12 protein-coding genes are annotated in these 13,809 nt (G+C 33.5%); 10 read left to right on the top strand and 2 right to left on the bottom strand.

Features of this window, described 5'->3' with window-relative positions; genetic code table 11:
- Positions 1 to 5: 5 nt before the first annotated feature.
- The 5 genes from ACWGOQ_RS03185 to ACWGOQ_RS03205 all read left to right on the top strand — a co-directional run bounded on the left by ACWGOQ_RS03185 (position 6) and on the right by ACWGOQ_RS03205 (position 6,563).
- On the top strand, positions 6 to 1,103 hold the full coding sequence (locus ACWGOQ_RS03185) for an acyloxyacyl hydrolase (RefSeq protein WP_452057107.1): 1,098 nt from the start codon (positions 6 to 8) through the stop codon (positions 1,101 to 1,103).
- Positions 1,100 to 1,849 carry a head GIN domain-containing protein gene (locus ACWGOQ_RS03190; protein ID WP_452057108.1) on the top strand — a complete coding sequence of 250 codons (750 nt, stop codon included), beginning with the start codon at positions 1,100 to 1,102 and terminating at the stop codon, positions 1,847 to 1,849. The genes ACWGOQ_RS03185 and ACWGOQ_RS03190 overlap by 4 nt, the downstream gene beginning before the upstream one ends.
- 307 nt (positions 1,850 to 2,156) lie before the next feature.
- Positions 2,157 to 5,678 (top strand): PAS domain-containing protein, encoded by a 3,522-nt coding sequence (locus tag ACWGOQ_RS03195; protein WP_452057109.1) that lies wholly within the window; start codon positions 2,157 to 2,159, stop codon positions 5,676 to 5,678.
- Positions 5,665 to 6,069: a response regulator gene (locus ACWGOQ_RS03200; RefSeq protein WP_452057110.1), complete on the top strand. Its 405-nt coding sequence runs from the start codon at positions 5,665 to 5,667 to the stop codon at positions 6,067 to 6,069. Before ACWGOQ_RS03195 ends, ACWGOQ_RS03200 begins: the two co-directional genes overlap by 14 nt.
- 89 nt (positions 6,070 to 6,158) lie before the next feature.
- Complete coding sequence (locus ACWGOQ_RS03205) at positions 6,159 to 6,563, top strand: response regulator (protein WP_452057111.1); 405 nt, start codon at positions 6,159 to 6,161, stop codon at positions 6,561 to 6,563.
- A 24-nt stretch (positions 6,564 to 6,587) separates the two neighbouring features.
- Here the strand turns inward: ACWGOQ_RS03205 and gldA are convergent, their stop codons facing one another.
- On the bottom strand, positions 6,588 to 7,481 hold the full coding sequence (gene gldA / locus ACWGOQ_RS03210; RefSeq protein ID WP_452057112.1) for a gliding motility-associated ABC transporter ATP-binding subunit GldA: 894 nt from the start codon (positions 7,479 to 7,481) through the stop codon (positions 6,588 to 6,590).
- 74 nt (positions 7,482 to 7,555) lie between these two features.
- Complete coding sequence (locus tag ACWGOQ_RS03215; RefSeq protein ID WP_452057113.1) at positions 7,556 to 8,017, bottom strand: Lrp/AsnC family transcriptional regulator; 462 nt, start codon at positions 8,015 to 8,017, stop codon at positions 7,556 to 7,558.
- A 184-nt stretch (positions 8,018 to 8,201) separates the two neighbouring features.
- On the opposite strand from ACWGOQ_RS03215, the gene ACWGOQ_RS03220 reads away from it, so the two are divergent.
- The 5 genes from ACWGOQ_RS03220 (at position 8,202) to ACWGOQ_RS03240 (ending at position 13,773) form a co-directional block, all read left to right on the top strand.
- Positions 8,202 to 9,176, top strand: coding sequence for an NAD-dependent epimerase/dehydratase family protein (locus ACWGOQ_RS03220; protein ID WP_452057114.1), 975 nt, complete (start codon positions 8,202 to 8,204; stop codon positions 9,174 to 9,176).
- A 59-nt stretch (positions 9,177 to 9,235) separates the two neighbouring features.
- Complete coding sequence (gene kbl / locus ACWGOQ_RS03225) at positions 9,236 to 10,423, top strand: glycine C-acetyltransferase (RefSeq protein WP_452057115.1); 1,188 nt, start codon at positions 9,236 to 9,238, stop codon at positions 10,421 to 10,423.
- Positions 10,424 to 10,888: 465 nt separating this feature from the next.
- Entirely contained in the window at positions 10,889 to 11,719 is an 831-nt protein-coding gene (locus ACWGOQ_RS03230) for a prephenate dehydratase (protein ID WP_452057116.1), read from the top strand.
- The gene (locus ACWGOQ_RS03235; protein ID WP_452057117.1) at positions 11,716 to 12,903 is read left to right on the top strand and encodes a pyridoxal phosphate-dependent aminotransferase; all 1,188 of its coding nucleotides are present in this window, start codon (positions 11,716 to 11,718) and stop codon (positions 12,901 to 12,903) included. Before ACWGOQ_RS03230 ends, ACWGOQ_RS03235 begins: the two co-directional genes overlap by 4 nt.
- Positions 12,904 to 12,924: 21 nt before the next feature.
- Positions 12,925 to 13,773, top strand: coding sequence for a prephenate dehydrogenase (locus tag ACWGOQ_RS03240; protein WP_452057118.1), 849 nt, complete (start codon positions 12,925 to 12,927; stop codon positions 13,771 to 13,773).
- Positions 13,774 to 13,809 lie beyond the last annotated feature (36 nt).

A 13,809-nucleotide genomic window follows, 5' to 3' on the forward strand; every position in this document is an offset into this window, starting at 1 on the left:
CCGGAATGATAAAACAAATTTGTTTATTACTAGTACTTCTAGGTTGTGTAGTGCAATCTCAAGAAGATAAGAGATATTATAGCTTTGATGTCAATAACTTTTACGGGACAATCTTAAAACATAATCCAGACATCTCTCATTTGATTACAGGGCATCCTTCTGGAGTTATTTTTTCGATAAACCGAAAGACCTTTGGAAACAAAGACTGGCAGCGTTTGTATAATTCTCCCGATTATGGAGTGTCATTTATTTATCAAGATATGGATAATGAGTTTTTAGGAGAAAACTTCGGACTCTACGCTCATTATAATTTTTATTTTTTTAAGCGAATTTTAATGCTTCGACTTGGACAGGGATTAGCTTACAATACCAACCCATATGATGAAGATAATAATTTTAGAAACGTAGCTTACGGGTCCCATTTTATGAGTTCTACCTTTGCAATGTTAAATCTAAAAAAAGAAAATTTAATAGGTGGACTTGGGGTGCAGTTAGGGTTTGGGGTAATTCATTATTCTAATGCTAATTTTAAAGCACCTAATAAAAGCACAAATACGCTAGTTTTTAACGCAGGGTTTAATTATGTCTTGGATAGTATGTACCCAGAATATAGTAAAAAAGAAAAAGGAGATATTAAAAGTTTGGAACCTATTTCTTACGGTTTTATGTTTCGCAGTGGAATTAATGAAAGTGATGTTGTGGGATCTGGTCAGCATCCATTTTATACAATTGCAGCATTTGCCGATAAGAGATTGAATAAAAAAAGTAGTGTTCAGTTAGGAGCAGAATTATTTTTTTCAGAAGCCTTAGAAAGATTTATTGATTATAGAGCTACAGGAAATTTTATAGGGGATAATACAACTGGCGATGAAGATTCGAAAAGAGTTGGTGTTTTTTTAGGACATGAATTACGAATTAATAAGATATCGATTTTGACACAGTTAGGGTATTATGTGTATTATCCATACGATTTCGAAGGACAAGTGTATAATCGTTTTGGTACAAGATATTATTTTAATGATAATATTTTTGGATCAATTACCGTAAGATCACACGCTGCAAAGGCAGAAGCAGTAGAATTTTCAATAGGATATAGGTTATGAAAAGAGCAATTTTTATAATAGGGTGCTTATTTTTCTTAGCTTGTGATACAGAAAATGCTATCGATTGTTTTCAACGAACCGGGCATATTGTAAGACAAGAAGTTGAGGTTGTTGAGTTTACAAGAATTTTAGTGAATCCAAACGTTGAATTAATACTTAGGGAAGGTGCAGATACTTCTGTTATTATAGAAACTGGTGACAATTTGTTAGATGAAGTGTCGGCAATAGTCGAGGGAGATCGTTTGGTGTTGAGTAATACAAACGACTGTAATTTTGTACGAGATTTTAATCAAACCAAAATTTTTGTTACGGCTCCTAATATTACTGAAATTAGAAGTGCTACACAATTTGATATTTCTTCAGATGGAGTCTTAACATATCCTTCATTGCGATTACTGTCCGAAGATTTTAACGAAGATACTGGAGGAAATATTACAGGTACTTTTACTTTAGAAATTAATGCTGAAAGATTGTCCGTTGTAGGTAATAATATTGCTTCTTTTTTTATAGAGGGAAGTGTTGTGGATCTAAGCGTTGGCTTTTTCTCTGGAACAGGTCGTTTCGAAGGAGCGGAACTCATTGCGGAACATGTTGACATTTTGCATAGAGGAACCAATAAAATTATTATTAATCCACAACAATCTATTGTAGGAGAAATACTGAGTACTGGTGATATTATCGCTGAAAATAAACCAAATATCGTTGAAGTTCAAGAATTGTTTACGGGAAGACTTATTTTTAGATAATTTCTTACATTTTTCCTCCAATTTGACGTAATTAGGGATTTTTCCCGAACGGGTTTTTGGATAAAATTTTAACTAAATCGCACTTGTTTTAATGGAATTTTATATTTTAAAAATGTTTTTTTAAATATAAAATATTGATTATCAGTTTTTTGTTTTAAAATGATATGACGTAAATATAAAAGTTAGTTTTTAAACAGTTACGGTAAAACCATAACTTTTTAAATGGAAAACAGTATTAATTAATTGTTAATATTACCTAAATTTAAGCACCCCTTAGATCTATTATTTGAATATTAACAAAATTGATATGGCCCTTAGTGAAAAAACTACTTCTAGAGATTATATACAACTAAATGAAAATTACCTACAGCAGGAGCTATATGATCTTATCAAGAAAGATGAAAAAATCTTTAATTTTCTTCAGGATTCTGTATTAGATGGTCTTTGGTTTTGGGATCTTAATAATCCTGAAAATGAATGGATGAATACAAAATTTTGGACCACCTTAGGGTATGATCCAAATGAAATGCCTCATAAAGCATCTGCCTGGCAGGATATAATTAATCAGGAAGATTTAAATAATGCAATAGATAACTTTACAAAGCATACACAAGATCCTTCGTATCCATATGATCAGATTGTTCGGTATACTCATAGATTGGGGCATACCGTTTGGATACGCTGTAGAGGACTTGCAATAAGAGATGATCAAGGAAAACCTATACGTATGATTGGTGCTCATACAGATGTAACCAAACTAAAGAGGGCAGAAGAAAATCTTCAAAAACAGCTAGATAAGTATGAAGATATTATGGACAGTTCGAATTTGGGGACTTGGGAGTGGAATTTAAGAACAGGAGATGTTGTTTTTGATGAAAAATGGGCAAATCTTATGGGGTATTCCCTATTAGAACTACAGCCAGTTTCTTTGAGTACGTGGGTAAACTTTATGCACCCATTAGATCACACAAAATCTACAAAGGTATTACAGGAACATTATGAAGGGCGTACACCCAATTATGAGTGCGAAATCCGAATGAAGCATAAAAATGGTGAGTGGATATGGGTTTTGATAAAAGGGAAAATAACAAGCTGGGATGATGAAGGCAATCCAGAATGGGTAGTAGGATCCCAAGTCGATATCACACAAAATAAGAAAGCTTTAGAGAAAAATAGATTATTTGTAAGTCAGGCACCCAGTGCAATAGCCATGTTTGATACCGAAATGAAATATTTGGCTGCGTCCACAAGATGGTTTACAGATTACAATATCGATGGTCAAAATATTATAGGGAAATCACATTACGAGATTTTTCCTGAAATTGATGAAAAGTGGAAAATGGATCATCAAGAATGTTTAAAAGGTAATGTTCTCAGAAAAGATGAAGATTGTTTCATAAGAAAGGACGGATCTAAACAGTGGATATCTTGGGAGATTAGACCTTGGTATAATAAAGAAGGTAAAATAGGAGGAATTCTAATGCATACTGCAGATATCACTAAACTAAAAAGAGAGGAAGAGGTCAATCAGGAACGCAAGATTTTTTTGGAAGCTATTTTAGATAGTATCGACGTAGGGATTGTATCCTGTGATCAAAATGGTAAATTAAGTCTATTTAATAAGGCGACCAAAGAATGGCATGGTTTACCGCCAGAACCAGTTCCTCCTTCAGAGTTGTCCAGATATTATGGCTTGTATAAACCTGATGGAACTACACCATTAAAAGAAGAAGATATTCCATTATTGAGAGCCTTAAAAGGAGAATATATACAAGATGAAGAAATCGTTATAATCCCTAAATCTGGAACGCTTAGAAAAGTAATCACTAATGGTTCACAAATAATAGGACCCAATGGGGAGGTGAAAGGAGCCGTTGTGGCCATGCACGATATCACTAGAATTAAAGAAGTAGAGGCACTAAATCAGGAACGTCAGATTTTTTTGGAAGCAATTTTAGATAACATCAATGTAGGTGTCGGTTCCTGCGATAAAGAAGGAAATATCACATTATTTAATAAAACTACAAAAAGTTGGTTTGGATTACCGGATCAATCTGTCTCAACGTCAGAATGGTCTAACTATTTTGGACTATTCAAAGATGATGCAAAGACACCTCTGAAACAGGAAGAGATCCCTCTTTTAAGAGGGCTGAAAGGAGAGGATGTGAATGATTATGAAATTGTAATCACCACCAAGGATAATCAGAAAAGACATGTCATCACAAACGCTACGCAGCTCATCGGTCCTAAAGGAGAAGTAACTGGTGCAGTAGTAGCTATGCACGATATTACGGATAGAAAACAAACTCAGGAACAATTACAGGTGAGTGAAGAAGCTTTCAGAGGTAATTTTGAAAATGCAGCTATCGGAATGTCAATTACAAATTTAAAAGGTCAATGGATCAGGGTAAATTCAAGTTTTTGTGACATTTTAGGCTACACGAAAGAAGAATTGACCATAATGAATTTTCAGTCTATTACCCATCCAGAGGATTTAGAAGAAGATTTAAAACTACACCAGGAATTGTTAGAAGGAAAAAGACCGTTCTATCACTTAGATAAACGATATCTGAGCAAAACTGGAGATATTGTTTATGTGAAACTTTCTGTTTCTATGGTGAAAGATGAAAAAAATAAACCTTTGTATTTTATAAATCAAGTTAGCGATATAACGCAAAGGGAAGTTGCTCGAAAAAGAATGGAAAATGCATTAGCCAAACTAGAAGGAGTTCTTCATGCAAGTAATAATGTAGGTATTATCTCTACCGATGCAAAAGGTCTCATTACTTCATTTAATACTGGGTCAGAAAATCTTTTAGGATACAGTAAAGATGAATTAGTGGGCAAACAAAGTCCTGCAATTATTCATTTAGAAAGTGAAATGATAGCGGTCGGTGCCGAACTTTCTCAATCCTTGGGTGAAAATATTGAAGGGTTTAATGTTTTTACTGCGATAGCAGATAGAGAGAGTCATTTTACCAGAGAATGGACGTACGTTAGAAAAGATGGCACTCAATTTCCTGTCCAACTAACAGTGACTGCTATTAGAGAAAGGGGAACTGTTATTGGGTATCTAGGTATGGCCACTGATATTAGTGAGATGAAAAAGGCGGAGAAAGAACTTAAATCCATTCTAAGACTTACAGAGGATCAAAACAAACGATTAAGAAATTTTGCACACATTGTATCTCATAACCTCAAATCGCATTCTGGTAATTTTGAGATGTTATTGGATATTTATTTACAAGAAAACCCAAAAGCGAATGAGTCAGAAGTTATTCAACTTTTTAAAACGGCTTCAAGTAATCTTTCTGATACTATTAAACATCTTAATGAAGTAGTTTTAATAAACAACTCCATCGGAGAAAACTTAGTGGCTATTAAACTTAAAAAAGCCATTGATGATGTGATCAAAACAGTAGCAGGAATTGCCATTGATGCTGAGGTCAAAATTCAAAATAATGTTTCTTCAGGTATTTCTGTTATGGCTATACCAGCGTATTTAGATAGTATCATTCTTAATTTTATAACCAATGGTATTAAATATAGATCTCTGGATAGACCGAGTTATATTAGTTTTGATGTTATTACAGAAAATGGATTTTCTGTAATAAGTATTGCAGATAACGGAATCGGGATAGACCTAAAAAAACACAGGAATAAGTTGTTTGGTATGTATAAGACGTTCCATAATAACCCGGATGCTAGAGGAATTGGGTTGTTTATAACTAAGAATCAAGTGGAAGCCTTGGGTGGGAAAATAGAAGCCAGAAGTAAGGTGAATGAAGGAACAACTTTTGAAATATACTTAAAAAATGAAAAAATTTAATGTAGCCTGTGTTATCGATGACGATCCTATTTTTGTGTTTGGAGTCAAAAGAGTCATGCAAGTAATAGACTTTTGTAACACCATTATGGTCTTTCGTAACGGTCAGGAGGCATTAGATAACCTTTCGGCCATTATATCAAAAAAAGAGAGTTTACCTGATGTTATTATTTTGGACCTAAATATGCCAATTCTAGATGGGTGGCAGTTTTTGGACGAGTTTACAAAAATACCTTGTGAAAAAAAGATAACTATTTACATAGCTTCTTCTTCGGTCGATCCAGAAGATACGTTACGTGCTAAATCCTATGAGATGGTCAGTAATTATATCGTAAAACCAATATCAATCGATGTTCTAAAAGATATTCTGAATGATTTTGAACCAAACAATTAACCTTTGTAAACTCATTTATTATTGTTTTTATTAGATGTTTTAAAACCTAAAATGCCTTTGTTTCAAGTAACATAATAAAATCTTATAAATTGAAAAGAATAGATTTAGTCTATATATTAGATAACGACCCTGTTTTTGTGTACGGAATAAAGAGGTTAATGGAAATGATGAATTTCTGCGAAAGTGTTATAGTATATAAAAATGGACTGGATGCTCTTAATAATCTGAAGTCAATTATAGTGACCAAAGAACAGTTGCCAGACATAATTCTATTAGATCTCAATATGCCTGTTTTGGATGGCTGGCAATTTTTAGACGAGTTTGTTAAAATTCCGTGTAAAGAGAAAATCACAATTTACATAGTGTCTTCATCAGTCAACCCAGAAGATGTTTTTAAGGCTAGATCGTATGAGATTGTTAGTGATTACATTGTAAAACCAGTTTCAACAAAGACCTTAGAAGGGCTGTTGCAGGGTTTTGAAGAAACCAACTAAAATTTTATACTTTACTTTAACTAATCAACTGGTTAGTTCTCTAAACAGGCTTTCCAGATTCTTGTTTTTTCGCGAAAGCTGAAGGATTTTCAATTGGTGATCATGAGCAAAATCGAAAACAGCAGAACGCATATCGGTTGTGGTATTAAAAGTAAGTTGATAAACAAATCCCTGAACGTTTTTAACATTTTTCACGTTGTCAAGTTTTAATAAGAAAGCTTCTTCAACTCGATAATCAAACTCTACTTCTACAATTTGATCCGTTTGATCTATCATTTCATTTAGATTCTTATCTGCTACAATTTCACCATTATTGATAATGATTACCCTATCACAAATCGCTTCAACCTCTTGCATAATATGTGTCGAAAGGAAAACAGTTTTTTCCTGACCAACCGATTTAATCAGTGCTCTTATAGCTACTAGTTGATTTGGATCCAGACCAGTTGTTGGTTCGTCAAGGATTAATACTTTTGGGTCATGTAATAACGCACAGGCTAATCCCACTCGCTGCCGGTATCCTTTTGATAATTGACTTATTTTTTTGTTTGCTTCGGGAGAAAGACCGGTCAATTTAATTACTTCTTCAATTCTGGATTTAGAAACTTTATAAATCTGAGCATTAAAAGATAAATATTCTCTAACATACATTTCTAAATATAATGGGTTATGCTCAGCCAAGTAGCCTACGTTTCGTTGTACATCAATCGATTGGGTTTTTATGTCAAAACCGTTTACTAACGCTTTTCCTTCAGAAGGCTCTAGGTAGGTAGTTAAGATTTTCATCATCGTAGATTTACCAGCTCCGTTAGGACCTAAAAACCCAACAATTTCGCCCTGCTTAATTTCAAAAGTAATTTCTTTTAAAGCATGTTGCTCATTGTAAAGCTTAGAAATATTGGAAACGGAAATAGACATGAAATGTTTTTTATCAAAAATAGACAATAAAGTTACTATGGAGAACGAGTTTTTATGATATTTATGTTTTGAGTTTATATATAAAATTCAGACGTATGTTTAATTTCTTTTAAAACAAATGTGCTATTTAGGACGCCAATATTTTCGATTTTAGAAAGTTTGGTCTTCACAAAATAGTGATACTCCTCCAGACTTTGTGTGTGGATTTTTAAAACAAAATCTACCTGTCCTGCCATATGATAACATTCCTGAACTTCATCTAGATTTTGGATTTGTTCTTCAAATTTTTCAATAAAAGCTTCATTATGGTAACGCATAGATACCTGACATATAGTAGTAACCGATCTGTTTATTAATTTTTTATCTAGAATCGCTACATATTTTTTTATATAGCCCTGCTTCTCTAACCTTCTTACCCGCTCATAAACAGGAGACGGAGTTAGATTAAGAATGACAGCAATTTCTTTAGCAGTTTTTTTTGAATCTCTTTGCAGTATTCTGAGAATTGTAGTATCAGTTTTGTCTAATTGTTCCATAAATCTAGTTGAAAAATTACTTCATAGCATAATATTAACTATATGATTCAAGTAAATATAGCTTTTAAAACATAACTTTAAAGGAAATATTACTTAGTTTTTTGTAATCTTCGGATATAAAAGTTGCTATGATTATTTTAGTGAGTAAATAACGCTTGATAGTGTTAAAATTTTAAGAAGGGATATGGGTACAAAAATCTTAGTAATTGGTGCTAATGGCCAATTGGGTTCAGTGTTGACTAAAGAGCTTCAGAAAAAATACACAATTGAAAATGTGATAGCTTCTGATATTAGAGCAAATGGTAACTATAAAGGAATATTTGAAATAATTGATGCTACTGATAGAGGTAGAATTCAGGAGGTAGTAGAAAGATATGGTATTACTCAGATTTATCATTTGGCAGCGATCCTGTCAGCCAAAGGAGAAGAAACACCCCTGACCACTTGGGAAATCAATATGAAAACGTTGTTCAATGTGCTGGAAGTTTCAATAAATAATAATATAGATCGCGTGTTTTTTCCAAGTTCTATAGCAGTTTTTGGAGAAGGAGCCTCATCAGAGAATACACCAGGTGATGCATATCTTAATCCTGCAACGGTGTATGGTATGAGTAAGGCTGCCGGAGAGAATTGGGCACAATATTACTTTCTCAGATATGGTCTAGATGTAAGATCTATTCGATATCCTGGGGTTATCGGTTATCAATCATTACCCGGAGGGGGAACAACGGATTATGCCGTAGACATCTATCATAAAGCAGTACTAAAAGAAGATTTTAATTGTTTCCTAAAAGAAGATGCGACACTCCCTATGATTTTTATGGAGGATGCTATAAGGGCAACAATTGAGATAATGGAAGCGCCAAAAGAAAGCATCACCATAAGGACTTCTTATAATATTGCAGGAATTAGTTTCTCACCAGAAGAAGTTGTTGCTGAAATTCGTAAATTATATCCGGATTTTGAAATCACATATAAGCCAGATTTTAGACAAGAGATTGCTTCGAGGTGGCCAAAATCAATTGATGATGCTTCTGCAAAAAAGGATTGGGGATGGCAATCTGAATTTAATCTGAAGGATATTACAGAAGTAATGATTCAAAAGCTACAGGAAAAATATAAAAAGGGATCCAAAAATAAAGAGATTTTAATGCTTTAGAACGTATTTGACCGAATATTAAAAAGTGAATAATAAGAATATAAAATAATAAGCTACTCATGTTTTCAAATATAAAAGACGATTTACAAAAAGAGTTGAATGATATTAAGTCCGCAGGATTATATAAGTCTGAGCGGATAATAACAACTCCTCAAGGGGCAGAGATAGACACTACAAACTCAAAACACGTATTGAATTTTTGTGCTAATAATTATTTAGGACTGTCATCCCATCCAGATGTCATACAAGCTGGTAAAGATGCAATAGATTCTCATGGATATGGGCTTTCTTCTGTTAGGTTTATCTGTGGTACCCAAGATATTCATAAAGAATTAGAAAAAAAGACAGCGCAGTTTTTGGGGATGGAAGATTGCATTTTGTATGCTGCTGCCTTTGATGCTAATGGTGGTCTTTTTGAACCCATTCTTACTGCAGAAGATGCCATTATTTCAGATTCATTAAATCATGCATCTATTATAGATGGTATTCGTTTATGCAAGGCAAAACGTTTTAGATATGAGCATAACAATATGGTTGATCTGAAAAAGCAATTAGAATCAGCAAAAGGATCCAGAAGAATACTAATTGTAACAGATGGTTCATTTTCAATGGATGGTACAATCGCCCAATTAGATAAAATTTGCGATCTAGCTGATACTTATAAAGCAATGGTTATGATAGACGAATGTCATTCTACAGGTTTTCTTGGCAAAACCGGTCGTGGAACTCACGAATATAGAGATGTGATGGGGAGAATTGATATTATTACAGGAACTTATGGTAAAGCGTTGGGTGGAGCTTCTGGAGGATTTACGGCTGCCCGTAAAGAAATCGTAGAAATGTTAAGGCAACGCTCTAGACCTTATTTATTTTCTAATACCGTAGCACCGTCAATAGTGGGAGCGTCCATAAAAGTATTAGATCTATTAACCTCTTCAACAGCGCTAAGAGATAAATTGGAAAAGAATACCAGATATTTTAGATCAGAAATGAGCGCGGTAGGATTTGATATTGTCTCAGGAGATCATCCAATTGTTCCGGTGATGCTATATGAGGCTACCCTGGCACAAGAGTTTGCTGCCAAATTATTGGAAGAAGGTATTTATGTTATTGGTTTTTTCTATCCGGTCGTACCGAAAGGAAAAGCCCGAATCAGAGTACAACTATCAGCAGGACACGAGCGAGAGCATCTGGAAAAAGCAGTAAAAGCTTTCACCAAAGTGGGTAAAGAACTGGGAGTGCTATAATTACTAACGTTTGTTAGTGTTTAAAAACGTAGAAGATTCGTATAATATTCAATTATTTGTTTAAAATATTTCATTGATTTTAATCAAAAATTTGATATTTAATGATAATGGGTGTACATCAATGAAAAAAATGAAAATTTATTTTATAAAGTAATAGTTTTAGCTACTTTAGCAACACAGTTAAGTACCGACAACAATGAATAATTTGTTTACTTGGAACCAATTTTATTTTTTCTTCTTTTATTTTAAAAGCAAGATCGGGTTCACTATGTAAGTAAATAAGCAAAATTTATAAAACTAGAATCCCGATGAAAATTCGGGATTTTTTTTTTGAGATAAAAATTTAAAACGTTTGAAATAAGTTATCAAGTATACTCTTGTTCGTGTCAAAATAGGAACGTTTTGGTTTCAAGCTCAAACAAAAATAGTCGAAGTGTAACTATTAGAAAACCATAGAAAGAGCAAATGAAAAAGAAAATTGCCATACAAGGAATAAAAGGTTCGTATCACCACGGAGTTGCACAAGCTTATTTTGGTAATGATGTGGATATAGATGAATGTTTGTCATTTCAGGAACTGGTGCATAGTTTAGAGGATAAGAAAAGCACCGATGGAGTTATGGCTATTGAGAATTCTATCGCAGGATCTATCATTCCCAATTATGCATATATTGATGAACACAATCTAACGATATGTGGGGAGTATTTTCTTCCAATTCATCATTGTTTGATGGCGCTTAAGGGACAGGAGATTTCAGATATAAGAGAAGTGTATTCGCACCCAATGGCATTATTACAATGCAAAGAATTTTTTAGAGGACAACCGCACATAAAATTAGTTGAGGATGCTGATACTGCAGATGTGGCAAAAAGAATTCAGGAACAGCAATTAAAAGGGATAGCTGCTGTTGCTGGAGAAACAGCAGCCAACATATATCAACTCAAAATTTTGGCCAGAGAGATACAAACAATTAGATCTAATAGTACCAGGTTTTTTATACTTCATACAAATGAAGGGTCTGGAGTTGATAAAGGAGAAATTAATAAGGCATCTTTAAAGTTTTTGACGGATCATAAAAGAGGAAGCCTGGCTGCTGTACTTAACGTCATGAGTGATTGTAAATTAAACCTTACTAAGATTCAGTCATTACCAGTAATTGATATGCCTTGGAAATATTCATTCTTTATCGATGTAACGTTCAGAGAGTATGGAGATTATCAAAAAGCAATTTCCATATTAAAAATTATGGCGTTAGAACTAAAAATTTTAGGAGAATATAAAAATCAGAACGGATGAGGATTCAGACGGCAAAACGACTAGAAACAATCGAGGAATACTATTTCTCTAAGAAACTACGTGAAGTAAGAGCTTTGGCAGCTTCAGGAAAACCTATATTAAACATGGCTATCGGTAGTCCTGATTTAGATCCTCCAAAAAAAGTAGTGCAAGCAATACAAAACGCAGTAGTTGTAGATGGTGCTCATAAGTATCAAAGTTATCAGGGTTTACCAGAGTTAAGGCAGGCTATTGCAGATTTTTATCATAATAAATATAAAGTAACGTTAAATCCTGAGAATGAAATTTTGCCTTTAATGGGATCAAAAGAAGGGATTATGCACATATCCTTGGCGTACCTTAATGAAGGAGATGAAGTTTTAGTTCCCAACCCTGGATATCCAACCTATACATCAGTAACCAATCTGGTCGGTGCAAAACCAGTACTTTATGATTTAGTAGCTGATAATAAATGGGAGCCTGACTTTGACCTGCTATCCAAAAGGGATTTAAGCAAAGTGAAAATTATGTGGATTAATTATCCTCATATGCCAACTGGTGCTAATGGAAATATCCAATTGTTTAAAAAATTAATAGATTTTGCGAGTGAGCATAATATTTTGTTGGTAAAAGATAATCCATATAGTTTTATTTTAAACGATAGTCCAATAAGTATTTTATCTATTAATGGAGCCAAAGAGGTAGCATTAGAGCTTAACTCTCTGAGCAAAACATTCAATATGGCAGGATGGAGAGTAGGAATGGTCAGTGGCAGTAAAGATAAAATTGATGCTATTCTTAAAGTAAAAAGTAATATGGATAGTGGGATGTTTCTAGGAATCCAAAAAGGAGCAATTGCCGCATTAAATATTTCGAACAGTTGGTATACAAGAATGAACACGATTTATAGGGAAAGGAGAGAGTTGATCTGGGAATTAGCAAAAACTCTAGGATGTACTTACGATAAAACTGCCGCAGGAATGTTTGTTTGGGCAAAACTTCCTAAAGGAGTTAATGCAATGGATTTTATTGATGATATCTTATATAACAAAAACATATTTATAACTCCTGGAGATATCTTTGGAAGTAATGGAGAAGGGTACATTCGTTTTTCACTATGTGTTACCAAAGAAAACATAAAAGAGGCAATTGGAAGGTTTAAAACAGAAAAATTGCAACTGTCAAATAATCATATTATTAATTAAAAGTCATAACCGCTAAATAGAATGAAAGTGTTCGTAATAGGAATAGGGTTAATTGGAGGATCATTTGCAATTGATATCAAAGCCGCTTTTAATGAAGCAGTGATTTATGGTATTGATAAAAGTGAAGAGCATCTGGATGAAGCTATTTCTTTAGGTCTGATCGATAAAAAATCAAATTTAGAAGCATTAGAGAAAGCAGATGTAGTAATTACAGCGATTCCGGTAGATGTCACCGTAAAACTTTTGCCGGTAATTTTAGATAAAATCAATGATGAGTGCTTGGTTTTTGACGTTGGTTCTACTAAAATGAAATTATGTAATTCTGTCAGTGATCACCCTAACCGAAGAAATTATTTAGCAGCACATCCTATTGCGGGGACAGAATATTCAGGACCAAATGCAGCTACAGCTAATCTGTATCGAGGTAAAACCAATATAATTTGCGAAGTAGAAAAAACAGCATTTAAATTACAGGAACGTGGAATGGAAATTTTTACCAGATTAGGAATGAGAATTCGATATATGGATCCAGCTTCTCATGACAAGCATATAGCATATGTTTCGCATCTATCGCATATCAGTTCTTTTATGTTAGGAAAAACTGTAATTGAGAAAGAAAAAAATGAAAGAGATATTTTTGATATGGCGGGGAGCGGATTTGCATCTACTGTCCGATTAGCAAAAAGTTCTCCAGAGATGTGGGCTCCAATCTTTAAACATAATAAAGAGAATGTCATTGAAACCTTGAAAGAATATATAGCAAATCTTACACAGTTTAAGGAATTAATGGAAGAAGATAATTTTGTCGAAATTTATAAAGAAATGGAAGATACAAACCATATAAAAACAATTTTGAAAGGAATTTCATAAAATAACTACCAAAAATAAATACTAATAGAGAATAAA

The organism is Aquimarina ulvae, from assembly GCF_053613295.3.